18 protein-coding genes, 4 tRNA genes, 3 rRNA genes and 1 riboswitch are annotated in these 26,005 nt (G+C 53.5%); of the genes, 4 read left to right on the forward strand and 21 right to left on the reverse strand.

What is annotated here, in order from left to right:
• The 5 genes from ilvD to ilvL all read right to left on the reverse strand — a co-directional run bounded on the left by ilvD (window position 1) and on the right by ilvL (window position 5,008).
• Window positions 1–1,851: a dihydroxy-acid dehydratase gene (ilvD, locus tag NYE92_RS13950; protein ID WP_014604778.1), complete on the reverse strand. Its 1,851-nt coding sequence runs from the start codon at window positions 1,849–1,851 to the stop codon at window positions 1–3.
• Between the two features lie 59 nt (window positions 1,852–1,910).
• Window positions 1,911–2,840, reverse strand: a complete 930-nt coding sequence (locus NYE92_RS13955; RefSeq protein ID WP_014604777.1) for a branched-chain amino acid transaminase — start codon at window positions 2,838–2,840, stop codon at window positions 1,911–1,913.
• A gap of 18 nt (window positions 2,841–2,858) precedes the next feature.
• Window positions 2,859–3,116 carry an acetolactate synthase 2 small subunit gene (ilvM, locus tag NYE92_RS13960; RefSeq protein WP_013027665.1) on the reverse strand — a complete coding sequence of 86 codons (258 nt, stop codon included), beginning with the start codon at window positions 3,114–3,116 and terminating at the stop codon, window positions 2,859–2,861.
• Entirely contained in the window at window positions 3,113–4,759 is a 1,647-nt protein-coding gene (gene ilvG / locus NYE92_RS13965) for an acetolactate synthase 2 catalytic subunit (RefSeq protein WP_014594867.1), read from the reverse strand. The genes ilvM and ilvG overlap by 4 nt, the downstream gene beginning before the upstream one ends.
• A gap of 150 nt (window positions 4,760–4,909) precedes the next feature.
• Window positions 4,910–5,008, reverse strand: coding sequence for an ilv operon leader peptide (gene ilvL / locus NYE92_RS13970; protein ID WP_071785161.1), 99 nt, complete (start codon window positions 5,006–5,008; stop codon window positions 4,910–4,912).
• A gap of 330 nt (window positions 5,009–5,338) precedes the next feature.
• Between ilvL and NYE92_RS13975 the strand changes: the two genes are divergently transcribed.
• Window positions 5,339–6,859 carry a YifB family Mg chelatase-like AAA ATPase gene (locus NYE92_RS13975; RefSeq protein ID WP_015699327.1) on the forward strand — a complete coding sequence of 507 codons (1,521 nt, stop codon included), beginning with the start codon at window positions 5,339–5,341 and terminating at the stop codon, window positions 6,857–6,859.
• A 33-nt stretch (window positions 6,860–6,892) separates the two neighbouring features.
• Here the strand turns inward: NYE92_RS13975 and NYE92_RS13980 are convergent, their stop codons facing one another.
• Complete coding sequence (locus NYE92_RS13980; protein ID WP_006121163.1) at window positions 6,893–7,231, reverse strand: DUF413 domain-containing protein; 339 nt, start codon at window positions 7,229–7,231, stop codon at window positions 6,893–6,895.
• 121 nt (window positions 7,232–7,352) lie between these two features.
• Here NYE92_RS13980 and hdfR point away from each other — a divergent pair, with 121 nt between their 5' ends.
• Window positions 7,353–8,177, forward strand: coding sequence for an HTH-type transcriptional regulator HdfR (hdfR, locus tag NYE92_RS13985; protein WP_013027669.1), 825 nt, complete (start codon window positions 7,353–7,355; stop codon window positions 8,175–8,177).
• A 111-nt stretch (window positions 8,178–8,288) separates the two neighbouring features.
• On the opposite strand, the gene NYE92_RS13990 is transcribed toward hdfR, so the two are convergent.
• From NYE92_RS13990 to btuB, 9 genes are all read right to left on the reverse strand, one after another.
• Window positions 8,289–8,364: transfer RNA gene (locus NYE92_RS13990), tRNA-Trp, on the reverse strand.
• Between the two features lie 8 nt (window positions 8,365–8,372).
• Window positions 8,373–8,449: transfer RNA gene (locus tag NYE92_RS13995), tRNA-Asp, on the reverse strand.
• A 235-nt stretch (window positions 8,450–8,684) separates the two neighbouring features.
• Window positions 8,685–8,800: ribosomal RNA gene (gene rrf / locus NYE92_RS14000) — 5S ribosomal RNA — on the reverse strand.
• Window positions 8,801–9,029: 229 nt separating this feature from the next.
• A 23S ribosomal RNA gene (locus NYE92_RS14005) occupies window positions 9,030–11,937 on the reverse strand.
• A 234-nt stretch (window positions 11,938–12,171) separates the two neighbouring features.
• A tRNA-Ala gene (locus tag NYE92_RS14010) sits at window positions 12,172–12,247 on the reverse strand.
• 148 nt (window positions 12,248–12,395) lie between these two features.
• A tRNA-Ile gene (locus NYE92_RS14015) sits at window positions 12,396–12,472 on the reverse strand.
• A 73-nt stretch (window positions 12,473–12,545) separates the two neighbouring features.
• Window positions 12,546–14,087 (reverse strand): 16S ribosomal RNA (locus tag NYE92_RS14020).
• The 16S, 23S and 5S rRNA genes sit together here with 4 tRNA genes alongside, the layout of an rRNA operon.
• A 397-nt stretch (window positions 14,088–14,484) precedes the next feature.
• Window positions 14,485–15,336: a glutamate racemase gene (gene murI, locus NYE92_RS14025; protein WP_013027670.1), complete on the reverse strand. Its 852-nt coding sequence runs from the start codon at window positions 15,334–15,336 to the stop codon at window positions 14,485–14,487.
• Window positions 15,281–17,137, reverse strand: a complete 1,857-nt coding sequence (gene btuB, locus NYE92_RS14030; RefSeq protein ID WP_013027671.1) for a TonB-dependent vitamin B12 receptor BtuB — start codon at window positions 17,135–17,137, stop codon at window positions 15,281–15,283. The genes murI and btuB overlap by 56 nt, the downstream gene beginning before the upstream one ends.
• Window positions 17,138–17,203: 66 nt before the next feature.
• A riboswitch (cobalamin riboswitch) is annotated at window positions 17,204–17,387 on the reverse strand.
• Between the two features lie 121 nt (window positions 17,388–17,508).
• Here btuB and trmA point away from each other — a divergent pair.
• Window positions 17,509–18,612: a tRNA (uridine(54)-C5)-methyltransferase TrmA gene (gene trmA / locus NYE92_RS14035; protein WP_013027672.1), complete on the forward strand. Its 1,104-nt coding sequence runs from the start codon at window positions 17,509–17,511 to the stop codon at window positions 18,610–18,612.
• A 32-nt stretch (window positions 18,613–18,644) separates the two neighbouring features.
• Here the strand turns inward: trmA and NYE92_RS14040 are convergent, their stop codons facing one another.
• Together NYE92_RS14040 and fabR are read right to left on the reverse strand one after the other, a co-directional pair.
• Window positions 18,645–18,998, reverse strand: a complete 354-nt coding sequence (locus NYE92_RS14040) for a YijD family membrane protein (RefSeq protein WP_014604773.1) — start codon at window positions 18,996–18,998, stop codon at window positions 18,645–18,647.
• Window positions 18,999–19,012: 14 nt separating this feature from the next.
• Window positions 19,013–19,660: an HTH-type transcriptional repressor FabR gene (gene fabR / locus NYE92_RS14045; RefSeq protein ID WP_013027674.1), complete on the reverse strand. Its 648-nt coding sequence runs from the start codon at window positions 19,658–19,660 to the stop codon at window positions 19,013–19,015.
• A 193-nt stretch (window positions 19,661–19,853) separates the two neighbouring features.
• Between fabR and sthA the strand changes: the two genes are divergently transcribed.
• A complete protein-coding gene (sthA, locus tag NYE92_RS14050) occupies window positions 19,854–21,254 on the forward strand; it encodes a Si-specific NAD(P)(+) transhydrogenase (protein WP_013027675.1) in 1,401 nt (466 codons plus the stop codon).
• Here the strand turns inward: sthA and oxyR are convergent.
• The 4 genes from oxyR to argB form a co-directional block, all read right to left on the reverse strand.
• The gene (oxyR, locus tag NYE92_RS14055) at window positions 21,237–22,154 is read right to left on the reverse strand and encodes a DNA-binding transcriptional regulator OxyR (protein ID WP_015699323.1); all 918 of its coding nucleotides are present in this window, start codon (window positions 22,152–22,154) and stop codon (window positions 21,237–21,239) included. The genes sthA and oxyR overlap by 18 nt on opposite strands.
• Before the next feature lie 356 nt (window positions 22,155–22,510).
• Window positions 22,511–23,884: an argininosuccinate lyase gene (argH, locus tag NYE92_RS14060; RefSeq protein ID WP_259019090.1), complete on the reverse strand. Its 1,374-nt coding sequence runs from the start codon at window positions 23,882–23,884 to the stop codon at window positions 22,511–22,513.
• An 88-nt stretch (window positions 23,885–23,972) separates the two neighbouring features.
• Entirely contained in the window at window positions 23,973–25,190 is a 1,218-nt protein-coding gene (locus NYE92_RS14065; RefSeq protein ID WP_013027678.1) for an argininosuccinate synthase, read from the reverse strand.
• Between the two features lie 24 nt (window positions 25,191–25,214).
• A complete protein-coding gene (gene argB / locus NYE92_RS14070; protein WP_013027679.1) occupies window positions 25,215–25,991 on the reverse strand; it encodes an acetylglutamate kinase in 777 nt (258 codons plus the stop codon).
• Window positions 25,992–26,005: the final 14 nt, after the last annotated feature.

Consider the following 26,005-nt stretch of genomic DNA (forward strand, 5'->3'; position numbering starts at 1 on the left):
TTAGCCTCCCAGCTTACTCTTATCGCGCACGGCACCTTTGTCGGCACTGGTGGCAAGCGATGCATAGGCGCGCAGGGCAAACGACACTTCGCGCTGACGGTTCATCGGCGTGTAAGCGGCATCGCCACGTGCTTCCTGCTCTTCACGGCGCGCGTGCAGTTCATTATCCGGCACGGCCAGCTTGATGCCGCGGTTAGGAATATCAATTTCAATGGTATCGCCATCTTTAACCAGCGCGATGGTGCCGCCATTAGCTGCCTCGGGTGAGGCATGACCAATGGAGAGGCCAGAGGTACCGCCAGAGAAGCGACCGTCGGTGATCAGGGCACAGCTCTTACCCAGCCCCATCGATTTCAGGTAGGTGGTGGGATACAGCATTTCCTGCATGCCCGGTCCGCCTTTTGGCCCTTCGTAGCGAATCACAACCACGTCACCTGCCACCACTTTGCCACCGAGGATGGCTTCTACTGCGTCATCCTGGCTTTCATACACTTTGGCCGGGCCGCTGAAGGTCAGAATCTCTTTATCGACGCCCGCCGTTTTCACGATACAGCCATCTTCGGCGATGTTGCCGTACAGCACGGCCAGACCGCCATCCTGAGAATAGGCGTTTTCGCGCGTACGGATACAGCCTTCAGTACGGTCATCATCCAGCGTATCCCAACGGCAATTCTGTGAGAACGCCTGGGTGGTGCGGATACCGGCCGGGCCCGCGCGGAACATGTCCTTCACGGCCTGGTCCTGGGTCAGCATGATGTCGTACTGATCGATCGTTTCACGCATGCTTTGCTGCAGGATGTTGCGTGCGCTGGTGTCAATCAGTCCGGCACGATCCAACTCGCCGAGAATACCGATCACGCCACCGGCGCGGTGCACATCTTCCATGTGATATTTCGGGGTACTGGGTGCGACTTTGCACAGCTGAGGCACTTTGCGCGACAGGCGATCGATATCAGAAATATTGAAGTCGATCTCGCCTTCCTGCGCGGCAGCCAGCAAGTGCAGCACGGTGTTGGTGGAGCCGCCCATGGCGATATCCAGCGTCATGGCATTTTCAAACGCTGCCTTAGTGGCAATGTTACGCGGCAGCATGTTGGCATCGTCCTGCTCGTAATAGCGTTTGGTCAGGCTCACGATGCGCTTACCGGCGTTGATAAACAGTTCTTTACGGTCGGCGTGAGTGGCAAGCAGGGAACCGTTACCCGGTTGCGACAGGCCCAGCGCTTCGGTCAGGCAGTTCATGGAGTTTGCAGTGAACATGCCTGAACAGGAGCCGCAGGTCGGACAGGCGGAGCGTTCAATCTGCTCGCTGTCGGCATCGCTGACGTTCGGGTTAGCGCCCTGGATCATGGCATCCACCAGATCCAGCTTGATGATCTGATCGGAGAGCTTGGTTTTACCGGCTTCCATCGGGCCGCCGGACACAAAGATAACCGGAATGTTAAGGCGCAGTGACGCCATCAACATGCCGGGGGTGATTTTGTCGCAGTTAGAGATGCAGACCATGGCATCGGCACAGTGCGCATTCACCATGTACTCGACGGAGTCAGCAATCAGTTCCCGGGAAGGCAGAGAATACAGCATGCCGCCATGGCCCATGGCAATACCGTCATCCACCGCTATCGTGTTGAACTCTTTGGCCACGCCACCAGCCGCTTCGATTTGCTCGGCAACCAGCTTACCCAGATCACGCAGGTGAACGTGGCCCGGCACAAACTGGGTGAAGGAGTTCACGACGGCGATAATCGGTTTGCCGAAATCATCGTCGGTCATTCCTGTTGCGCGCCAGAGGGCACGGGCACCGGCCATGTTGCGGCCGTGGGTGGTGGTAGCGGAACGGTACTTAGGCATGCTCTTTACTCCAGTGAAAATAAGTTCGCGGACATCCAGCGACATCCGCGCAGGTCTGGTTATGCGTTAACCGGGTCCAGCCAGCCCCATTTGTCTTCAGTCTCGCCGGTGAACAGGCCGAAGAAGGCCTGCTGAACGCGTTTGGTGACGGGGCCGCATTTGCCTGCGCCAACCTGAATGCGGTCAACGCTACGCACTGGGGTAATTTCAGCTGCGGTGCCAGACATAAAGACTTCATCAGCCAGATAGAGCGACTCACGGGACAGCGTCTGTTCACGTACTTCGATGCCCATATCACGCGCCAGCGTAATAATGGCATCGCGGGTGATGCCCGGCAGTGCAGATGAGGTAAACGGCGGGGTAAACAGCACACCGTCTTTCACTTCAAACAGGTTTTCGCCTGCGCCTTCTGAGATCAGGCCATTGGTGTCCAGTGCAATGCCTTCCTGATAACCATGGCGGCGCGCTTCGCTGCCCACTAACAGTGAGGAAAGGTAGTTGCCGCCTGCTTTCGCCGCGGTTGGCAGCGTATTGGGCGCAACACGGTTCCATGAAGAAACCATCGCATCAATACCGTTTTCCAGCGCTTCAGCACCCAGATAAGCGCCCCACGGGAAGGCCGCAATGATCACGTCGGTCGTAAAGCCATCCGGCGGGTTCACGCCCAGTCCCACATCACCGACGAAAGCCAGCGGGCGGATATAGGCGCTTTTCAGGTTGTTGACGCGAATGACTTCACGGCAGGCTTCCATCAGTTCATCAACGCTGTGTTTGATTGGGAAACGGTAGATTTTGGCGGAATCGTGCAGGCGCTGCATGTGCTCACGGTGACGGAATACAACCGGCCCTTTATGGGAGTCATAGCAGCGAACGCCTTCAAATACCGATGTGCCGTAGTGCAAAGCGTGAGACATCACGCTGACTTTTGCCTCTTCCCACTTAACCATTTCGCCGTTGAACCAAATAAAGTCTGCTTTCTTCGTGCTCATTATTATTTCCTATAGCGACTACGCGCGTATTTGTTGTGATGTCTGTTGTTGAGTCTGGACGCAGGCGACATCCATCAGTTTTCTTAGCTGGGAAGACAGTAAATCGACAGAGCGCTGGCTGGCAACGGTCATTTCGATATTAATGTTTTCAGTGTTAGCCACGGTGGCCATGTTCATGGAACACACCTGAAAACCACGATGGCGTACCACACGTAAAATACGTTCCAATATTTCAGGTCGAAAGCGCGCTTCGATAGACAATTGATGCTGGTTCATACGGTTTTCTCCATCATGTTGGCGTTGCTGGCACCAGGCGGTACCAATGGCCAGACGTTTTCATGCTCATCGATTGAAACATGCAGGAAGTAAGGTCCTTCACTGCTCAGCAGAGCATCGAGTGCGGCGTCGACCTGATCTTTACGGGTGATTCGCTGGCCTGGGATATCAAACGCGCTGGCCAGCGTAAGGAAGTCGGGATTATCAGTCAGGATGGTTTCACTGTAGCGACCATCAAAAAACAGTTGCTGCCACTGGCGCACCATGCCTAAACGCTGGTTGTCCAGCAGCAGAATTTTTACAGGCAGCTTGCCACGCTTGATGGTGCCCAGCTCCTGAATGTTCATCATGATCGAGCCATCGCCCGAGACGCAGATAACCGTATCGTTGGGACGCGCAACCTGCGCACCGATCGCCGCGGGCAGCCCAAAGCCCATGGTGCCTAATCCGCTGGAGGTGATGAAATCTTCAGGCGCGTCACAGGAGATATGCTGGGCCGCCCACATCTGGTGCTGGCCGACGTCGGTCGTGATCACGGTGTTAGCAGGCTTGCGGTCGGACAGTTGTTTCAATAATAACGGCGCATAGATCGCTTCGCCGGGATGATCGTAGCGCCATGCATGCTGGGCTTTCAGGGCGGCGACTTCGTCACGCCATGTCTGAATCTGTAAAGGCTGGCTCAAGGCTGGCAGGACATGGTTAAGATCGCCCTGCAGTGAAACATGCGCACGGCGCAACTTGTTCAGTTCTGCGGGATCAACATCCAGATGAATCACGCTGGCCAGCGGGGCAAACGTATCCAGTTTACCGGTGACGCGGTCGTCAAAACGCGCGCCAACGGCAATCAACAGGTCACAGGACTGCACGGCAAGGTTTGCGGCCTTAGTACCGTGCATGCCCAGCATGCCCAGATAGCCTTCGCTGTGGGCGTCAACACTTCCCAGGCCTTTCAGCGTAGCGACAGCAGGGATGCCGGTCTCCTGCATCAGCGCGCGCAGCGCCGGCACGGCCTGCGCCATCCCTACACCGCCGCCCACATAGAATATCGGCTTTTTAGCCTGAGCCATCATGGCGCGCGCTTCAACAATGGCCTGGTGCGGCATCGACATCACTTCTTCGACCGGCATCAACTGCGGCGAAGGCTCGCCTTTTGCCATCTGGATATCTTTCGGGATATCCACTAATACAGGACCGGGGCGGCCTGACTGGGCAATAGCGAAGGCTTCGGCCATGACGGAAGGCAACTCGTCCAGAGACTCAACCATAAAGCTGTGTTTCGTGCAGGCTAATGACAGGCCAAGAACATCGATTTCCTGGAATGCATCCGTGCCGATGAACGCAGAGGCGACCTGCCCGGTTAAGGCGACGACCGGAACAGAGTCCATCATGGCGTCGGCAAGACCGGTGATCAGATTCGTCGCGCCGGGGCCGGAGGTTGCGATGCAAACGCCGGTTTTGCCGGTTGAACGGGCATAGCCGATTGCGGCCATTACCGCGCCCTGCTCATGACGGCACAACAGGTGTTCTACGCCGCCGTCGTATAGCGCATCGTATACTGGCATGATCGCGCCACCAGGATAGCCAAATACGATATCAACGCCCTGTGCGCGTAAAGCCTGAACTACCCATTGTGCACCTGTCATCGCTATTCTCCTGTATTCCGAGGGGAACAACAGAATTTTATGCTACTGTTCATTGTTTGTTCCTTGCAGATTTACTAAGTTTTTGCCAGGTCAAAAAAAAACCCCCGGACCTTTCGGTGCGGGGGGTTTTTTAGAGTTCTGGCTTGATTTTTAAGCCTTTCTTGCTCCAAGCGTTGCCCCGCACAGTGGGTTAATAATCACCACCACGCTAATCACGACAAGGCTAATCACTAGTAGAAGGGCTTTCATAACGTATTCGATTCTTTAACTCGTTCGAAGTAATGCCTACAGAGTTATCATAGTTACCTCTCTAATTACAATATTTTTTATCAGGTTTTTTAATCACGCAGGTTTACCGTATTCATTATCGAATTGTTATTAAAAGATTATTTTATCATCCGGGGTTCCGGACAAAAAAAGGCCGCTCATTGCATTTTGACGATTTCACAGTCTGCTTCTGCAAAATGTGAAACCCGATGTATGGCAGATAAAAAGTTTGCTGGGCGACATACATTTCCTTGTTCTGGGCTTCGCTACACCTGAATTCCGGGTACAGAATGGCCGCATTTGGGGGCCGCTATGTCATTGTCAAAGGTGCTGACACGGGCAGCCATCGGTGTTGAAGCGCCGCTGGTGACGATTGAAGTACATATCAGTAACGGATTGCCCGCCCTCACGTTGGTAGGGTTGCCTGAAACGACCGTGAAAGAGGCGCGTGAACGCGTACGCAGTGCCATTATCAACAGCGGTTTTGACTTCCCTGCCCGACGTATCACCATCAACTTAGGCCCGGCAGATTTACCCAAAGAAGGCGGCCGCTATGATTTGCCTATGGCTATCGCCATTCTGGTGGCCTCTGAGCAGCTTCCTGCGGACAGGCTCAACCACTACGAGTTTCTGGGTGAGCTGGCGCTTAACGGTGGCCTGTGTGGCGTTAAAGGCGCCATTCCGGCGGCACTGGCTGCGACAGGAGCCGGCCGGCAGCTGGTGCTCTCTGCTGAAAACCAGCCTGATGTGGGATTGATACGTCAGGGCGCGACTTTAGTCGCCGCACATTTGATCGAGATTTGTGCCTTTTTGCACGGTAAGTGTGAGTTAGCGACCGCAACCGCTCATGTTAAAGATGATGACGGCATTACCGAAGATCTTCGCGATATTGTGGGTCAGGAGCAGGGACGGCGTGCCCTGGAGATTACCGCTGCAGGTGGACATAATCTGTTGCTGATCGGTCCGCCGGGAACCGGTAAGACCATGCTCGCCACACGCTTACCCGGTATCATGCCGCCGTTAAGCGATCAGGAAGCCCTGGAGTGCGCCGCCATCGCCAGCCTGAGCCAGACATCTCCATTACATCTGCGATGGCGTAAGCGGCCTTTTAGAGCCCCTCATCACAGCGCTTCGCTGTATGCCCTTATCGGGGGCGGTGCGTTACCACGACCCGGAGAAATCTCGCTGGCACATAACGGCGTGCTGTTTCTGGACGAACTGCCTGAGTTTCAGCGCAGCGTGCTGGACGCGTTACGTGAACCCATTGAGTCCGGCGAAGTGGCCATTTCGCGGGCCAGGGCCAACGTCGTTTATCCCGCACGCTTTCAGTTAATCGCAGCAATGAATCCCAGCCCAACCGGACACTATCAGGGACAACATAACCGTACGTCGCCACAGCAGGTTTTACGCTATCTCAGTAAACTTTCTGGTCCTTTCCTGGATCGCTTTGATCTGTCACTGGAAGTTCCGCTGCTTCCTGCGGGAATGCTGAGTCAGCAACGGCAGGCAGGGGAAAGTTCTGCAGAAGTGCGTGAGCGCGTTTTTGCCGCGCGTCAGATACAGATGGCGCGCTCAGGGAAGATTAATGCGCAGTTGGCTAATTCAGATGTACTACAGTGGTGTCAGATTTCGCCGTCGGATGCACGGTGGCTTGAGTCTGTTTTAAATCAGCTGGGCTTATCGGTGAGGGCGTGGCAACGTATCCTGAAAGTGGCGCGCACGGTGGCCGATTTAGCGGGGGAAGAGGTGATTGGACGTCATCATCTTCAGGAGGCCGTAAGCTATCGAAGCATTGACCGACTGATGATCTATTTGCACAAAAGCTTGCAGTAACTTGCAGTAAAAAGGGGCTTTCGCCCCTTCTCGTTAATCGTCGCTTTCGGTGTAGTCTTCAACGGTATCCATCTGTGGTTTACCGCCTGACAGCGTGTGAAAACGCTTAGGACGCTTAATACGTGTCATGTATTTGGACCATACACGTTCTGCTTCCGTTTGTGGCTCACGCACGCCACGACAAACCTCAATGAACAGACGCTCTTCTTCTGTCGCTGGCTCACGCTTGGCGAGGTCCAGCTCATTAAACGCTACGCCGTGACGTTCAAGTAGCTGTGCTTCTTTAATCGTAAAGTCACCATGTCGCGAAAAACCGCGTGGGTAATGTTTGTTGTCAAAGAAACGATTTTCCGTTGAGAAGCTTTCCGCCATGTTACACGCTCCTGTTTCTCTTATGGCCGTGCTATTTATGGCGCGGAGTATTAGATAGGCTTGACAGAGTGTAAAACAAAACATTTAAATCTATACGACAAACAAATTTTGGGAGAACGCTGTGGATACGGAATTACTGAAAACTTTCCTGGAAGTGAGCAGAACTCGCCATTTCGGGCGCGCTGCAGAAGCACTTTACTTAACGCAGTCTGCTGTCAGTTTTCGCATCCGCCAGTTAGAAAATCAGCTTGGTGTTAATCTTTTTACCCGACATCGTAACAATATCCGTCTGACCTCCGCAGGTGAGCGGCTGCTGCCCTATGCGGAAAGCCTGATGAATACGTGGCTGATGGCCAAGAAAGAAGTGTCGCATACGCAGCAGCACCATGAGCTCTCCATTGGTGCCAGTGCCTCGTTATGGGAGGCGTATTTAACACCCTGGCTTCAGACGCTCTATGAGAACCGTGAAAGCCTCCATCTGGAAGCGCGTGTGGCACAACGCCATTTACTGGTTAAGCAGCTTCACGAACGTCAGCTGGATTTATTAATCACCACTGAAGCGCCGAAGATGGATGAGTTAACCAGTCAGCAGATCGGTCATATTTCACTGGCGCTGTTTCGCTCACGACAGACAGACAAGCGTGAAAAATATGATTATATAAAACTGGAATGGGGAGCCGACTTTCATCAGCATCAAAGCTATCTCTCTGGCGGTGACGATGTGCCCGTGTTAACAACCACATCCGCCCAGGTGACGCGTGAGTTGCTTCACACGACAGGTGCATGTGCGTTTCTACCTGATTTCTGGCAAAGCCTTTACAGCGATCTGATGGTAATGCCTGATACTTCTGTAGCCGTTCGCCCTCTTTATGCGGTGTGGTTACAAAACAGCGATCAGCAAACGTACATCCGTCAGCTGTTAAAGTTTCCTGTGGTACCTAATTAAAAACAGGAGGAAGTCAAAGAGGATTGGGCCAGTATCTGCTGGCTGGTTTTCTTTTTCACTTTTCTGCAGGCAAAAAAAATCCTTCGCCGAAGCAAAGGATTTTTCTCTTTCTGGCAGGGGCGGAGGGACTCGAACCCCCAACACCCGGTTTTGGAGACCGGTGCTCTACCAATTGAACTACGCCCCTAAAAAGGGTGGCGGAACGGACGGGGCTCGAACCCGCGACCCCCTGCGTGACAGGCAGGTATTCTAACCAACTGAACTACCGCTCCACCGATTCTGTACTGACGTCAGAAAAACGTTCTGATATCAGGTATATCGCCCTTCCGCGTCACCGGTAAGGTCATGACCAGCGTACTGGTCTTAATTTGATGCCTGGCAGTTTATGAATCACGCTGTGATTCACCCTTCGGGCTGCTGCTTCGCAGCGTTCAAAAGCGTTCGCTTTTGTCCTACTCTACTGAGTAGTGAACTGCCCGAGGTTACGTGCAGGTCCTTCAATTTGATGCCTGGCAGTTCCCTACTCTCGCATGGGGAGACCCCACACTACCATCGGCGCTACGGCGTTTCACTTCTGAGTTCGGCATGGGGTCAGGTGGGACCACCGCGCTACAGCCGCCAGGCAAATTCTTTGTGCTCCGTCCTGCGTCTTTCACGCTGCTGCCGCGCTGGCTTCCCTCGCGCCGCTCAGTCACATACCTCAGTATGCTCCTTCACCCCGTCTCGGTTGCCGCCTTGCACTCAGCGCAAAATCCTTCGGACTCGCGTCCGCAGAACAGAACTAAATTCTTTATCCGGTAAACAATGCTGAAAATTCAAGTCGTCTCTCTACCAAAACGCCTCTGGCGTTGTAAGGTTAAGCCTCACGGGTCATTAGTACCGGTAAGCTCAACGCATCGCTGCGCTTACACACCCGGCCTATCAACGTCGTCGTCTTCAACGTCCCTTCAGGAGCCTTAAAGGCTCAGGGAGAACTCATCTCGGGGCAAGTTTCGTGCTTAGATGCTTTCAGCACTTATCTTTTCCGCACTTAGCTACCGGGCAGTGCCACTGGCGTGACAACCCGGACACCAGCGGTGCGTTCACTCCGGTCCTCTCGTACTAGGAGCAACCCCCCTCAATTCTCCAGCGCCCACGGCAGATAGGGACCGAACTGTCTCACGACGTTCTAAACCCAGCTCGCGTACCACTTTAAACGGCGAACAGCCGTACCCTTGGGACCTACTTCAGCCCCAGGATGTGATGAGCCGACATCGAGGTGCCAAACACCGCCGTCGATATGAACTCTTGGGCGGTATCAGCCTGTTATCCCCGGAGTACCTTTTATCCGTTGAGCGATGGCCCTTCCATTCAGAACCACCGGATCACTATGACCTGCTTTCGCACCTGCTCGAGCCGTCACTCTCGCAGTCAAGCTGGCTTATGCCATTGCACTAACCTCCTGATGTCCGACCAGGATTAGCCAACCTTCGTGCTCCTCCGTTACGCTTTGGGAGGAGACCGCCCCAGTCAAACTACCCACCAGACACTGTCCGCAGCCCGGATTACGGGCCTACGTTAGAACACCAAACATTAAAGGGTGGTATTTCAAGGTCGGCTCCACGCAGACTGGCGTCCACGCTTCAAAGCCTCCCACCTATCCTACACATCAAGGCTCAGTGTTCAGTGTCAAGCTGTAGTAAAGGTTCACGGGGTCTTTCCGTCTTGCCGCGGGTACACTGCATCTTCACAGCGATTTCAATTTCACTGAGTCTCGGGTGGAGACAGCCTGGCCATCATTACGCCATTCGTGCAGGTCGGAACTTACCCGACAAGGAATTTCGCTACCTTAGGACCGTTATAGTTACGGCCGCCGTTTACCGGGGCTTCGATCAAGAGCTTCTCCTTGCGGATAACCCCATCAATTAACCTTCCGGCACCGGGCAGGCGTCACACCGTATACGTCCACTTTCGTGTTTGCACAGTGCTGTGTTTTTAATAAACAGTTGCAGCCAGCTGGTATCTTCGACTGGCTTCAGCTCCGGGAGCAAGTCCCTTCACCTACGCGCCAGCGTGCCTTCTCCCGAAGTTACGGCACCATTTTGCCTAGTTCCTTCACCCGAGTTCTCTCAAGCGCCTTGGTATTCTCTACCTGACCACCTGTGTCGGTTTGGGGTACGATTTTGTGTTACCTGATGCTTAGAGGCTTTTCCTGGAAGCAGGGCATTTATCACTTCAGCACCGTAGTGCCTCGTCGTCACGCCTCAGTGTAAAGTGAACCGGATTTGCCTGGAACACACACCTACACGCTTAAACCGGGACAACCGTCGCCCGGCCGATATAGCCTTCTCCGTCCCCCCTTCGCAGTAACACCAAGTACAGGAATATTAACCTGTTTCCCATCGACTACGCCTTTCGGCCTCGCCTTAGGGGTCGACTCACCCTGCTCCGATTAACGTTGAACAGGAACCCTTGGTCTTCCGGCGACAAGGTTTTTCACCTTGTTTATCGTTACTTATGTCAGCATTCGCACTTCTGATACCTCCAGCATGCCTCACAGCACACCTTCGACGGCTTACAGAACGCTCCCCTACCCAACAACGCATAAGCGTCGCTGCCGCAGCTTCGGTGCATGGTTTAGCCCCGTTACATCTTCCGCGCAGGCCGACTCGACCAGTGAGCTATTACGCTTTCTTTAAATGATGGCTGCTTCTAAGCCAACATCCTGGCTGTCTGGGCCTTCCCACATCGTTTCCCACTTAACCATGACTTTGGGACCTTAGCTGGCGGTCTGGGTTGTTTCCCTCTTCACGACGGACGTTAGCACCCGCCGTGTGTCTCCCGTGATAACATTCTCCGGTATTCGCAGTTTGCATCGGGTTGGTAAGCCGGGATGGCCCCCTAGCCGAAACAGTGCTCTACCCCCGGAGATGAATTCACGAGGCGCTACCTAAATAGCTTTCGGGGAGAACCAGCTATCTCCCGGTTTGATTGGCCTTTCACCCCCAGCCACAGGTCATCCGCTAATTTTTCAACATTAGTCGGTTCGGTCCTCCAGTTAGTGTTACCCAACCTTCAACCTGCCCATGGCTAGATCACCGGGTTTCGGGTCTATACCCTGCAACTTAACGCCCAGTTAAGACTCGGTTTCCCTGCGGCTCCCCTATGCGGTTAACCTTGCTACAGAATATAAGTCGCTGACCCATTATACAAAAGGTACGCAGTCACCCCCATAAAGAAGGCTCCCACTGCTTGTACGTACACGGTTTCAGGTTCTGTTTCACTCCCCTCGCCGGGGTTCTTTTCGCCTTTCCCTCACGGTACTGGTTCACTATCGGTCAGTCAGGAGTATTTAGCCTTGGAGGATGGTCCCCCCATATTCAGACAGGATACCACGTGTCCCGCCTTACTCATCGAACTCACAGCCTGTGCACCTTTGTGTACGGGAGTATCACCCTGTACCCTGCGACTTTCCAGACGCTTCCACTGATGCACAAGCTGATGATGGTTCTGGGCTCCTCCCCGTTCGCTCGCCGCTACTGGGGGAATCTCGGTTGATTTCTTTTCCTCGGGGTACTTAGATGTTTCAGTTCCCCCGGTTCGCCTCATACAGCTATGTATTCACTGCATGATAGTGTGACGAGTCACACTGGGTTTCCCCATTCGGGTATCGCCGGTTGTAGCGGTTCATATCACCTTACCGGCGCTTATCGCAGATTAGCACGCCCTTCATCGCCTCTGACTGCCAGGGCATCCACCGTGTACGCTTAGTCGCTTAACCTCACAACCCACAGGCGTTTATCTGTTTCACCGTAACGGCTTCACAGTTAGCTTGTAAGCTGTAAGCTTTTGAGAGACTCGAACGCGTTGTACTGTGTTCCTTATTACGGAGGAACACGACAATGCGTCGTTTCAAATTTTCAGCTTGTTCCGGATTGTTAAAGAGCAGAATACTTCGCAGCACACCGTTGCCGGTACGCTCTGAAGTATTTTCAGAAAAAAACAGTAGTGAGTATGGTGGAGCTAAGCGGGATCGAACCGCTGACCTCCTGCGTGCAAGGCAGGCGCTCTCCCAGCTGAGCTATAGCCCCATACAGTTACTGCAGAGACCACTACTACCACTCAACCGAGTAAACATCCTTCATCAAGAAGGATGCCATTTCGTCTCAGGCAAGGCATGCGGAAGGGACGTTTACGTCTGTAAACGACCGCGCGCATAACGCAGCATAAGAAGAAATTTGGTAGGCCTGAGTGGACTTGAACCACCGACCTCACCCTTATCAGGGGTGCGCTCTAACCACCTGAGCTACAAGCCTGTAGAGGTTTTTTCTGCTCGTGACTTTCTATCAGACAATCTGTGTGAGCACTTCGCGGGAAGGTATCTTCAGGTAAGGAGGTGATCCAACCGCAGGTTCCCCTACGGTTACCTTGTTACGACTTCACCCCAGTCATGAATCACAAAGTGGTAAGCGCCCTCCCGAAGGTTAAGCTACCTACTTCTTTTGCAACCCACTCCCATGGTGTGACGGGCGGTGTGTACAAGGCCCGGGAACGTATTCACCGTGGCATTCTGATCCACGATTACTAGCGATTCCGACTTCACGGAGTCGAGTTGCAGACTCCGATCCGGACTACGACGCACTTTATGAGGTCCGCTTGCTCTCGCGAGGTCGCTTCTCTTTGTATGCGCCATTGTAGCACGTGTGTAGCCCTACTCGTAAGGGCCATGATGACTTGACGTCATCCCCACCTTCCTCCGGTTTATCACCGGCAGTCTCCTTTGAGTTCCCGACCGAATCGCTGGCAACAAAGGATAAGGGTTGCGCTCGTTGCGGGACTTAACCCAACATTTCACAACACGAGCTGACGACAGCCATGCAGCACCTGTCTCAGAGTTCCCGAAGGCACCAAAGCATCTCTGCTAAGTTCTCTGGATGTCAAGAGTAGGTAAGGTTCTTCGCGTTGCATCGAATTAAACCACATGCTCCACCGCTTGTGCGGGCCCCCGTCAATTCATTTGAGTTTTAACCTTGCGGCCGTACTCCCCAGGCGGTCGACTTAACGCGTTAGCTCCGGAAGCCACTCCTCAAGGGAACAACCTCCAAGTCGACATCGTTTACGGCGTGGACTACCAGGGTATCTAATCCTGTTTGCTCCCCACGCTTTCGCACCTGAGCGTCAGTCTTCGTCCAGGGGGCCGCCTTCGCCACCGGTATTCCTCCAGATCTCTACGCATTTCACCGCTACACCTGGAATTCTACCCCCCTCTACGAGACTCAAGCCTGCCAGTTTCAAATGCAGTTCCCAGGTTAAGCCCGGGGATTTCACATCTGACTTAACAGACCGCCTGCGTGCGCTTTACGCCCAGTAATTCCGATTAACGCTTGCACCCTCCGTATTACCGCGGCTGCTGGCACGGAGTTAGCCGGTGCTTCTTCTGCGGGTAACGTCAATCGACGCGGTTATTAACCACATCGCCTTCCTCCCCGCTGAAAGTACTTTACAACCCGAAGGCCTTCTTCATACACGCGGCATGGCTGCATCAGGCTTGCGCCCATTGTGCAATATTCCCCACTGCTGCCTCCCGTAGGAGTCTGGACCGTGTCTCAGTTCCAGTGTGGCTGGTCATCCTCTCAGACCAGCTAGGGATCGTCGCCTAGGTGGGCCGTTACCCCGCCTACTAGCTAATCCCATCTGGGTTCATCCGATAGTGAGAGGCCCGAAGGTCCCCCTCTTTGGTCTTGCGACGTTATGCGGTATTAGCCACCGTTTCCAGTGGTTATCCCCCTCTATCGGGCAGATCCCCAGACATTACTCACCCGTCCGCCACTCGTCACCCGAGGAGCAAGCTCCTCTGTGCTACCGTCCGACTTGCATGTGTTAGGCCTGCCGCCAGCGTTCAATCTGAGCCATGATCAAACTCTTCAATTTAAGTTTGATTTGCTGAAACAAGTTCAGCGGTGCTCATCTGTAAAACGTCATAATGAATTTCATTATGTGTTCACTCGTGAGGCTTTGATATTTTTTACGTCCGGAGACGCTGATATCAATCCTGCGAGTGCCCACACAGATTGTCTGATAAATTGTTAAAGAGCAGTGCCACACTTCTCTGTGGCGCGGGCTGCATATATTACGCTTTCCGCTTTATCAGTCAAGCACTTATTTTTGCTTAACTGACCGGTTCGAATCGTTCTGAACCTTACTTAACCCGGCGCTTCGTATTCCGTTGTGCCGTGTCAGTGGAGGCGCATTATAGGGAGTTCTTTTCGGCTGACAAGGGCTAATTTCAATAAATTTTCCGAGTGCTGTTTTTTTCAACGAAAACCTTCTAAAGCGCCAGTTTTTCAAGCAATGGGAAGCCATAACGCTGCAAAACCGGTGACAATTGCACCGCTTCGCCATCCAGCTCGGTACAAAACGCCACGTTTTGCAGTGACGATCGGACTTCAGGGGCTTCATTTTCCAGTAGCCAGGCCGTTCGTCTGGCTATGGCTGCCCCAGAATCAATTAAACGCGTCCCTTCCGGCAGGATCTGCTGCAGCTCATCGCGCAGCAAAGGAAAGTGCGTACATCCTAACACCACTGTGTCCGGCGGCTCCGCCATACGTAACCAGGGTTGCACAATGCGCCTGATTTCATCTATCGACACCTCTTCGCCATGCAGTTTGGCCTCAGCCAGCTCAACCAGTTCGGCTGAACCCAACATTTCAATCTTGCAGGTTTTGGCAAACTGCGACACCAGCTCATGCGTATACGAGCGACGAACCGTCGCGCGCGTTGCAAGCAGCCCCACGACACCATTACGCGTTAGACGCGCAGCAGGTTTAATCGCAGGCACTACGCCGACGACAGGAAAGGCAAACCGCTCACGTAAGGCGGGCAGTGTCACGGTGCTGGCTGTATTGCAGGCGATGATGACCAGGGAAATGGGATGACGGCGGGTAATGGCATCAACAATCGCCACGACGCGCTCGACAATAAAGGTCTCGGTTTTCTCTCCGTAGGGAAAGCCCGCGTTGTCGAACGCATAAAGATAGTGCAGGTCCGGCAGAAGTTGCCGAACCTCATCATAGACTGAAAGCCCGCCTACGCCGGAGTCAAACACCAGCACAGTCGGGCGCAGGTCAGAAGCTGTAGCTTCCGCTGAGGTAATACTCTCTTCCTGGAGTCTGATAGCCATACGCTGTCTCGTAATCTTTATCGAACAGGTTGGCGATTCTACCACGAACGGTCAGATGTGATGTGACCGGATACGATACGGCGAGATCCCACAGGCTGACACCGCCCAGCTTTACCGTTTCAAGCGTGTTGAAATTGGTGTCGTAACGCTGGCCAAGATACTGATAACTCACTGACCAGTCGAAATCATACAGCGTTAAATCCAGCTGATATTTAAACTGTTCTTTTGCCCGACGAGCCAGCCATTGATTTGTCGTCGCATCGCGAGCATCAAGATAGTCAAAAGATAATGAATGAGAGAGCACGCCAGTATCAAAAGATGCCGTTGTTTCAACGCCTTTTATCCGGGCCTGGTTGACATTGTAATAGCGATTATTGGTATAGGAGATCAAATCATCAATATCATTGCGGTATCCCGACACTCGCCAGTTAACCGGGCCTGTCAGGCCTTCAAAACCCCCTTCCCATTGTTTGCTTTTCTCTGGGTTGAGATCCGGGTTACCGCCAAAGCCACTGTATAGCTGTCCAAAATTAGGGGCGTTAAATGCCGTGCCATAGTTGGCAAAGACACGATAACCTTCTACAAATTCCCAGGCTGCGGCTGTCTGCCATGTGGTATGCCAGCCAAACTGGCTATTGTCATCCCCACGAAGTGCGCCTTCCAACGTCACATCGCCAAATTTTTGTTGGGTCGTCGCGTAAAGGCCGGTGTTGCGCTGTTCGTAGCCCTCACTCAGGAAGTTTGTACCAGGCTGAGTCGCCTCTTTTTGCCAGTCGACGCCGCCGCTGAAGGTGCCGTGCTCTGCTTGCAATGTGTTGCCCCATTGCACGTTATACTGCTCAATGTCATCAAAGGTCGCGGTACTGTCATATCGCCCCAGTTGAGGGCTGTAGTTAATGTCTTTGGTATGGCTGTAACTGGCCACCAACTGCGTTGAATAGATGCCCTGATTGAAGCGCAAGCCGCTATCCCAGCTTTGACTGTAGAGTTGGCGAGTATCAACAAACGCATTGGGATCGAAAGATACCTGCTGTCCATCGTAGGCAGTGCGGTTGTCAAAACCATAGCCACGGACAAAACCACTAAATTGATCGTTAAATTGGTGCTCCACCGTGCCAAAGAGGGTTTTACTCATAAAACCATCACGATCGGGCTGGGCCGCGCTAAAGGCATCAGGCAGGTTAGCCACCACATCATACCCTTTGGTATAGGTATAATTCCCCGCCAGAGTGGCTGTGGTCGCCTCACCCAGCCGCTGCTGGGTGGACCCATCGTATGCCTGATAGCCGTTAGAACCCACACCTGCGGTCAGCGTGGTGCCGGGCTTATCGCGGCCCGTAATAATATTCACGACGCCGCCGATGGCATCTGAACCATAAACCGCCGAACGTGCACCCCGGATGTATTCGATTCGTTGCACCAGCGACAGCGGGATCTGGCTGAGATCGGAAGAACCCGAAATCCCAGCCTGGTTAAGACGAATACCGTCGATCAGTACAAGAACATGGCTGGAATTGGTTCCACGAATAAACATGGAGCTTAACTGCCCCAGTCCACCGTTTTGAGCAATATCCACCCCCGGCAAACGCCGCATGACATCAATGAGGCTTTTGGACTGCCAGCGATCAATCTCTTCACGCGTAACCACGGTCGTCGGGGCCAGCACCGACGACACTGGCTGTTGAAAACGATTGGCGGTCACGATTTGCGTATCATCATTACCCTGCGCAAAGCCATTTTGCGCCCAGAGGGAAATCGCCGTTGCGCTGAAGGCAAACAGCGAGGCTTTTGTTTTACTCATTTTTTATTGCATCCAAAAGAAAAAGGATGCCGCAGGCATACAATCGATAGCACGCGATGACTGTAAGAGTGGCGACGTCACACCGGCAGGTCTTCGGGCTGGGAATCATAGCAGGTGATGACTTCCCATCCCGCAGGACAGTGTCTGCAATTGCAATCACCCTGACATTCCTTACCGCTGCGCGTCAGCTCCAGATTCACACTGGATTCCCTATTAACTCAAGGCTGAGGCCGGTGCCAGCAGTCTACGAAGAGCGCATGAGCAAGTCCAGACTTCCGCACGTCGTCTTTCTGCGCCAGCGTACAAGACTGGACATCGGCAGGTGAATGCCTACAATCGCCCGGCAAGTAAGCTCTTAACCAGGATTAAACATGACACCCGAACATCTCCCTGTTGAACAGTATGACGCGCAGCTGGCGGAAAAAGTCAGTCGGTTAGAAACGATGATGACGCCATTCGCTGCGCCCGCCGTGGAGGTGTTTCGTTCACCCGTCAGTCACTATCGCATGCGAGCAGAATTCCGCATCTGGCACGAGGGTGATGACCTCTACCATATTATCTTCGATCAGGAGACGAAACAGCGCATACGCGTCGATCAGTTTCCTGCGGCCAGTGAGTTAATCAATCAGGTCATGCCAAAAATGATGGCGGCCATTCGGGACAATCGTCTGCTGCGCCACAAGCTGTTTCAGATCGACTACCTGTCCACGATGAGCCATCAGATCGTGATTTCGCTGCTCTACCACCGCAAACTGGATGAGGAATGGCAGCAGGCCGCCAGCACGTTACGCGATCAATTGCGCGCTGAAGGTATTGATGTCCAGCTGATTGGCCGCGCGACCAAGACCAAAATCTGCCTCGATCGGGATTATGTCGATGAGCGTTTGCCGGTGGCCGGTAAAGAGATGATTTACCGTCAGGTAGAAAACAGCTTTACGCAGCCTAACGCCGCCATGAACATTCAAATGCTGGAATGGGCACTGGACGTCACCACGGGTTCTCGCGGCGATCTGCTGGAGCTCTACTGTGGTAATGGCAACTTCTCGCTGGCGCTGGCCCGAAATTTCCGCCGGGTACTGGCAACAGAAATCGCCAAACCTTCCGTAGCGTCAGCGCAGTACAATATTGCCGCCAACCAGGTTGATAACGTGCAGATTATTCGCATGGCGGCCGAAGAGTTTACGCAGGCGATGAATGGCGTGCGCAGCTTTAACCGGCTGGAAGGGATCGATCTGAAGAGTTATGACTGCGAGACGATCTTTGTCGATCCGCCGCGCAGCGGGCTGGATGAGGAAACCGTTAAGATGGTGCAGGCTTATCCTGCCATTCTCTATATTTCCTGCAATCCGCAAACCCTGTGCGACAATCTGCGGATACTGGCGCAAACGCACGACGTCACGCGGCTGGCGCTGTTTGACCAGTTCCCGTACACCCACCATATGGAATGCGGCGTGCTGCTGACGCGTAAAGCGTAAAAAAACGGGAACCTGAAGGTTCCCGTTTTTAATTACCGATTGCGGTTGCGCTTGTAACGCAGGGCAATCCAGAACACCAGCCCAACCATCAAAATGGTCGGGATGAAATTAGAGCCAATATCCGGGTACTCTGCCCTGACCAGCGCGCTGTAAACCAAAATGCCCAGCAGGAAAAAGGCGGCAGCAAGGCCGGGAACGCCATCCGGCATGTTTTTGTTCAGATAACGCTGATGCAGGCACCAGGCCGAGAGCCCCAACGCAATCAGTGGAAAAATAGAAAAAGGAACAAAAGCACTAAACAGCACGGAGAACGAGCCGTTCATAGCAAGGCCGGTAATAAAAGCCAGCAACATCGTGCCTTTATCACGGGAGCTTGGGTGGGTCATGGCAGGGTCCTTATTCATATCTCTTCAGGTTTATCCAGGGTTACCGCCAGGCGTTCTTGTTCCCGGCGATACCAGTAATAAGCGCCTTTGGCGATCATGCGTAACTGTAATACCAGACGATCTTCCAGCTTACGTCGCTGCTCGATATCAATGTCCAGCGCTTCAGCACCCGCGCTAAAAACAATCGTCACCATCGCTTCAGCCTGCGCTTCGGTGAAGCTGCGCGGCATGCGATTTTCGACCTCAAGATAGTCAGCCAGTTCAGCAATAAAATGTTGAATTTCACGTGCAACAGCAGCGCGAAAGGCCGCAGAAGTCCCTGAACGTTCGCGCAATAACAAGCGAAACGCATTGGGGTTATTCTCGATGAACTCCATGAATGTGGCGATAGAGGTTTTAATAATGCTGCCACCTTTTGCGATACGCTGGCGTGCCTGGCGCATCAGCTGGCGCAACATCAGTCCACTTTCGTCAACCATCGTCAGACCTAACTCATCAACATCTTTGAAATGCCGATAAAAAGACGTGGGCGCAATGCCGGCTTCCCTGGCAACTTCACGTAGGCTCAGGCTGGCAAAACTGCGCTCGGCGCTGAGCTGACTGAATGCAGCTTCGATGAGTGTACGCCGTGTACGTTCTTTTTGTTGCGCTCTGACACCCATTCTCTCTGCCTTGTGAGGTTCTGAAACAGCACTATAACAAAATATTCAGCGTACAGTCGGGCAAACTTTGTGACGGCTTGTTAAACACCACTGAAAGGCAAAACGTGATGAAAATCGCTGTTAGAATTCAGAAGTGCGCGGTGAGATGTTAGAATCTCGTTGTAAAAATGTATAAATAATAGGACGTATCGGTATGCAAAAGTCTTACGATTACGATGTTATAGTGATTGGTTCAGGACCCGGCGGCGAAGGTGCGGCGATGGGACTGGTCAAGCAAGGCGCACGCATCGCGGTTATCGAACGCTATCACAACATCGGCGGCGGCTGTACTCACTGGGGAACCATCCCTTCAAAAGCCCTCCGTCACGCTGTTAGCCGCATCATCGAATTCAATCAAAATCCCCTTTACAGCGACCACACCCGACTGCTTCGTTCATCCTTTGCCGATATCCTTAATCACACGGAAAGCGTGATCAACCAGCAAACGGCGATGCGTCAGGGTTTTTACGAGCGTAACCGCTGCGAACTCTTTCAGGGCGATGCCCATTTTGTTGATGCCAACACGGTCGAGGTAGAACATCATGACGGTACGCGCGAAAAACTGACCGCCGAGAAGTTTATCATCGCCTGCGGTTCACGCCCTTATCATCCCCACGATGTCGACTTTACCCATCCACGCATTTACGACTCCGATTCTATTCTCAACCTGCACCATGAACCTGGCCACGTGATCATTTACGGCGCCGGTGTCATTGGCTGTGAATATGCTTCTATTTTCCGTGGACTTAACGTCAAAGTTGATTTGATTAACACCCGTGACCGGCTGCTGGCATTTCTTGACCAGGAGATGTCCGACTCGCTGTCCTATCACTTCTGGAACAGCGGCGTGGTGATTCGTCACAATGAAGAGTTCGAGAAAATTGAAGGCGTAGATGACGGCGTGATCATGCACCTTAAATCCGGCAAGAAAGTAAAAGCGGATTGCCTGCTGTATGCGAATGGTCGTACCGGTAACACTGATTCGCTGTCGCTGGAAAATGTCGGTCTGGAAGCAGACGGACGTGGCCTGCTGAAAGTGAACAGCATGTATCAGACAGCTCAGCCGCACATTTATGCGGTGGGCGATGTGATTGGTTATCCAAGTCTGGCATCCGCTGCTTACGATCAGGGCCGTATTGCCGCGCAGGCCATTATGAAAGGTGAAGCCTCAGCGCATCTGATAGAAGACATCCCGACCGGGATCTATACCATTCCGGAAATCAGTTCTGTGGGGAAAACCGAGCAGCAGCTGACGGCAATGAAAGTGCCATACGAAGTGGGCCGTGCTCAGTTCAAACATCTGGCGCGTGCGCAAATCGTTGGAATGAATGTGGGTAGCCTGAAGATCTTGTTCCACCGCGAAACCAAAGAAATTTTAGGCATTCATTGTTTTGGCGAGCGCGCGGCGGAGATCATCCATATCGGTCAGGCGATTATGGAGCAAAAAAATGGTGGCAACACAATCGAGTACTTTGTGAATACCACCTTTAACTATCCCACCATGGCCGAAGCCTATCGTGTTGCGGCGTTAAACGGCTTAAACCGCCTGTTTTAACGTCGTATCGAAATAGCCTTGCATGTGCGTTCGGATTGCCTCTGCCAGTTGTTCATAACGACTGCGCAGGGGTGAACCGGGACGGTATACCAGTGCGATAGTGCGTTGGGGGACCGGTTTGTAGCACGGGAGATAACAAACGCCGTCACGAATACGCTGATCCGGTACGGCCAGTGCAGGCAGTAACGTGATCCCGCTTCCCGCCGCAACCATATTGCGCAAGGTTTCCAGGCTGGTCGCGCGGAAATGCGTATCTTCGTCTGCACCTGCTTCAAAGCAAAAGCCCATCGCCTGATCGCGCAGGCAATGACCGTCTTCCAGCATTAGCAGCTTTTCGCCCGCCAGATCGGACATCGGCACGCGGTCACGATCGCGCCATGGGTGATCTTCATAGACGGCCAGCTTCATCGGCTCATCAAACAGCGGAACCTCGATAAAGGCTTCGCTTTCTTTCACCAACGCCAGAATCGCACAGTCCAGTTTGCCGCTGTCGAGCTGCGCCAGCAGTTGCTGCGTCTGCGCTTCATGCAGATACATTTCCAGCTTTGGAAAGGTCTGATGCAGCATTGGAATGATCTGCGGCAGCAAATAAGGGCCGGTCGTGGGGATAAGCCCAATATGCAGTGGCCCTGACATCGCTTCGCCTTGCTGACTGGCCATCTCTTTCAGCACTTTGACTTCACGCAGAACGGTACGCGCCTGGTCGACCAGCAACAGGCCGGCCTGAGTAAACAGCACTTTGCGGCTGGTACGCTCCAGCAGCATGACACCTAATTCGTCTTCTAATTTACGGATCTGTCCGCTCAACGTGGGCTGACTGACATGGCAGGCATCCGCTGCACGTCGGAAATGACGATGTTCAGCAAGCGAAACCAGATATTCAAGATCACGGATATTCATTATTACCCTCCATTCCACGATAGCTCGTGGCGATAGATAGAATAGCAACCAACGATTGGCCCTATCAAGAGCGGATGGGAATAATGCCCACATCAATTCAGATTCATTGCCACCCAGGGAAATGTTTTCTGAACGTTGAAAACGGTGTTTCCCCTGTTTTCAACAGTCGTGAGCCCTTCGCCAAAAAAAAGACGAGAAGCGCTGTCAGGCTTCCCTAAAACGCGTAGAGGGTACACGCTACGAATCTGAGCATCGGCCGGGAGCGCCGCGGCTCTGATGATGTGCCTAAAATAAAAGTAGTTTCTGAAGCTAGAGGTTGGCGGGCATCTGATGCCCGCTTTTTTTTTGCCTGCCGTTTACGCTAAGCGTGTTTTGGCATCCGCGATAGCACGGGCAACCTGACCGGGCGAAACCCCACCCTGCGCATTACGCTTATCCAGACAGGATTTTAGGGCCAGAACAGGATAGACATCGTCCTCTATCACGCTACTGAACTGCTTTAACTGCGCCAGCGTCAGTGCTTCCAGCGCCACGCCCTGTTTTATCGCTTCAACGACCGTTTCACCGACAATGTGGTGCGCCTCACGGAACGGCACGCCTTTGGCAACGAGGTAGTCAGCCAGCTCGGTTGAGTTAGCGTATCCCTGCTCTGCCGCTTCCTGGCAGCGAGGACGTTTCACCTGCAGGCCATCCAGGACAAGGACCGACATATGCAGGCAGTCCAGCCAGGTATCCAGCGCGTCGAACAGCCCTTCTTTGTCTTCCTGCATGTCTTTGTTGTAGGCGAGCGGCAGGCCTTTCAGCGTCATCATCATTCCGGTTAACGCGCCCTGTACACGGCCACACTTGCCGCGAATCAGCTCTAGCGCATCCGGGTTTTTCTTCTGTGGCATCAGGGATGAACCCGAGGTGACTTTATCTGAGAGTTCGATAAAGCCGGCTTCGCCTGTGTTGAAGAAAATCATGTCTTCAGCAAAGCGCGACAGATGTACCATACCGATTGACGCATCCGAGAGCAGTTCCAGAACATGGTCACGATCGGACACGGTGTCCAGGCTGTTACGTGTGGCAGAAGCAAAACCTAACCAGCCAGCCAGCTGCTCACGATCGATGTCATACGCCGTTCCTGCCAGCGCGCCACAACCCAGTGGGCTAACATCAAGACGCTTCAACGTATCCAGCAAACGGCTTTCATCGCGCGCCAGCATTTCAACATAGGCGAGGCACCAATGCGCAAAGGTCACCGGCTGCGCCCGCTGCAAATGTGTATAGCCCGGCATCACCGCGTCCTGGTTCACTTCGGCGGTGGCGACCAGCGCCTGCTGCAGCTCACGTGTGGCCCCCAGCAGTGCGGCGACCTGCTCCTTACACCACAGCTTCAGGTCGGTGGCTACCTGGTCATTACGGCTACGGCCGGTGTGCAGTTTTTTGCCCAGCGCGCCGACTTTCTCGATCAACTGGCCTTCAACCCAGCTGTGAATATCTTCGGCATCACTTTGCAGAATTTGCTCAGGATTGGCACGAACCTCTTCCAGCAATGCATTCAATGCGGCTTCCAGCTGCTGCTGCTCATCACCGGTCAGAACATTTACCGTCACCAGCGCTTTGGACCAGGCCACTGAGCCAATGATGTCCTGCTCAGCCAGGCGGTAATCAAAACGCAGCGAGTCGTTGAACTGTTTGAAACGTTGATCTGCTGCCTGGGTAAAGCGTCCACCCCAAAGTGCCATGTGAATCTCCTTCAAGTCGTTAAACCAGGGGCGGCCTGAAAGCCGCCCCTGAGGTCATACTGAGAGGCGAGGCGATCCTCGCCTGCGATTACTTCTTCTGCTCGTTCAATGCACGAATACGTGAAGAGAGTGAGAACAGACGGATAAAGCCGCCGGCATGACGATGATCGTAAACTTCGTCTTCGCCGAAGGTTGCAAACTCTTCGGAATACAGGCTGTTGGCTGAACGCTTCTGCGTCGCCGTGGCCTGGCCTTTGTAGAGTTGCAGGACCACTTCACCGTTGACTTCTTCTGCCAGCGACTCTGCCGCCGCCTGGATAGACTTACGCAGCGGTGCAAACCAGCGACCATCGTAAACCACATAGGACATTTCATGGCCCAGCTGCTCACGCCATTTGAAGCTGTCGCGATCCAGAACCAGTTGCTCAACCGCACGCAGTGCGTTAACCATGATGGTGCCGCCGGGAGTTTCGTAACAGCCGCGTGATTTAATGCCAACCAGACGGTTTTCAACGATATCGATACGACCTACGCCGTGTTTAGCACCCAGCACGTTCAACTTTTCCAGACACTGGAACGGGCTCAGTTTCTCGCCGTTCACCGCGACAACGCGCCCTTTTTCAACGGTTACCGTCACGTCTTCAGGCTGATCCGGGGCTTCCAGCGGATCAACGGTCCAGACCCAGCAATCTTTATTCGGAGCATTAGACGGGCTTTCCAGCACGCCGCCTTCGGTAGAAATATGCCAGGCGTTTTCATCACGGCTGTAGATTTTTTCCAGCGAAGCGGTGGTCGGGATATTGCGCTCTTTCAGATAATCCAGCAGCGCTTCACGTGAACGCAGGTTCCATTCGCGCCATGGCGCAACCACTTTCAGCTGGGGTGCCAGCGCGGTATAGGTGGTTTCAAAACGTACCTGGTCATTCCCTTTACCGGTCGCACCGTGGCACAGGGCATCAGCACCGACTTTCAGCGCCAGCTCAACCTGCGCTTTAGCGATGATAGGACGCGCCATGGAGGTGCCCAGTAGGTAAGTTCCTTCATACAGCGCACCGGTCTGCAGCACCGGATAAACGTAGTCGCTGATAAACTCTTCACGCAGATCAACCACGTGGCATTCTGATGCACCCGACTGCAGCGCTTTCTTCTCAACGCCTTCCAGATCGCTACGTTCCTGGCCGATATCAGCCACAAACGCGACCACTTCACAGCCGCCATAGTTTTCTTTCAGCCATGGAATAATGGCGGAAGTATCCAGACCACCAGAGTAAGCCAGAACGATTTTTTTGATGTTTTGCGTTTGCATTTCGTAATCCTTGAATCTGAGTCGTTAAGCGAGAATCCGGGTGCCAATGGACACACCGTTAAAAAGGTCGGGCAGTTGCTCGGCATGACGCCAGCTGGCGATATCAACCGGGCGGCCCAGCGTGCGCGCAGCATCCAGCGCTGCGTTCACTTTAACAATCATGCCATCGGTGATGATGCCCTGCGCAATCAACTGTTCAGCTTTGTCAGCCGTCATCTCTGCAATGCGCTGGCCTTTGCCATCGAGAATGCCACTGACATCTGACAACAAGACTAAATCAGCACCCAGCGTTGATGCCAGCGCCGTGGCGGCCTGATCCGCATTGACGTTCATTAACTGGCCGTCATCGGTAATGCCAATTGAGCTGACAACAGGCATATAACCCGCCGCAAGCAATGTATTGACCAACGCGGGATTACCCGGCGTGGCGTGGCCCACATGACCGAGTGCTTCATCCAGCTGCGTGACATTAACCAGGCCTGCATCGCCCAGGCAAAGGCCTACCGCGTGAATGCCATATTTTTTCGCCCAGGCCAGCAGGGTTTTGTTCGCGGTACCCGCCAGTGCGCCGGTAATGATGTCGATCTGGTCGGCAGGCGTAACGCGTAAGCCGTTCTTTTTCTGCACCGGCAGCGCCAGTTTTTTCATCAGTTCATCGACCAGACAGCCGCCGCCGTGAACGACGATCAACGGGCGCTGATGCGCGGAGCGATAGGCCAGCAGCGCGTCAAATAAACGGGCCAGCGCTTCTTCGCTGTCTAACAGCACACCGCCCAGCTTGATAATCAATGGATTGGTCATGGTTTACTCGTCCG

The sequence above is a fragment of the Pantoea sp. B566 genome, assembly GCF_024793925.1.
Lineage (GTDB): Bacteria > Pseudomonadota > Gammaproteobacteria > Enterobacterales > Enterobacteriaceae > Pantoea > Pantoea ananatis.

Coding starts and splice junctions, on each gene's coding strand:
- argH (WP_259019090.1), bottom strand. CDS start 23,884: ATGGCACTTTGGGGTGGACGCTTTACCCAGGCAGCAGATCAACGTTTC.
- ilvG (WP_014594867.1), bottom strand. CDS start 4,759: ATGACAGGTGCACAATGGGTAGTTCAGGCTTTACGCGCACAGGGCGTT.
- sthA (WP_013027675.1), top strand. CDS start 19,854: ATGCAAAAGTCTTACGATTACGATGTTATAGTGATTGGTTCAGGACCC.
- NYE92_RS14065 (WP_013027678.1), bottom strand. CDS start 25,190: ATGCAAACGCAAAACATCAAAAAAATCGTTCTGGCTTACTCTGGTGGT.
- NYE92_RS13980 (WP_006121163.1), bottom strand. CDS start 7,231: ATGGCGGAAAGCTTCTCAACGGAAAATCGTTTCTTTGACAACAAACAT.
- argB (WP_013027679.1), bottom strand. CDS start 25,991: ATGACCAATCCATTGATTATCAAGCTGGGCGGTGTGCTGTTAGACAGC.
- ilvD (WP_014604778.1), bottom strand. CDS start 1,851: ATGCCTAAGTACCGTTCCGCTACCACCACCCACGGCCGCAACATGGCC.
- NYE92_RS13955 (WP_014604777.1), bottom strand. CDS start 2,840: ATGAGCACGAAGAAAGCAGACTTTATTTGGTTCAACGGCGAAATGGTT.
- ilvM (WP_013027665.1), bottom strand. CDS start 3,116: ATGAACCAGCATCAATTGTCTATCGAAGCGCGCTTTCGACCTGAAATA.
- fabR (WP_013027674.1), bottom strand. CDS start 19,660: ATGGGTGTCAGAGCGCAACAAAAAGAACGTACACGGCGTACACTCATC.
- NYE92_RS13975 (WP_015699327.1), top strand. CDS start 5,339: ATGTCATTGTCAAAGGTGCTGACACGGGCAGCCATCGGTGTTGAAGCG.
- trmA (WP_013027672.1), top strand. CDS start 17,509: ATGACACCCGAACATCTCCCTGTTGAACAGTATGACGCGCAGCTGGCG.
- NYE92_RS14040 (WP_014604773.1), bottom strand. CDS start 18,998: ATGACCCACCCAAGCTCCCGTGATAAAGGCACGATGTTGCTGGCTTTT.
- oxyR (WP_015699323.1), bottom strand. CDS start 22,154: ATGAATATCCGTGATCTTGAATATCTGGTTTCGCTTGCTGAACATCGT.
- ilvL (WP_071785161.1), bottom strand. CDS start 5,008: ATGAAAGCCCTTCTACTAGTGATTAGCCTTGTCGTGATTAGCGTGGTG.
- btuB (WP_013027671.1), bottom strand. CDS start 17,137: ATGAGTAAAACAAAAGCCTCGCTGTTTGCCTTCAGCGCAACGGCGATT.
- murI (WP_013027670.1), bottom strand. CDS start 15,336: ATGGCTATCAGACTCCAGGAAGAGAGTATTACCTCAGCGGAAGCTACA.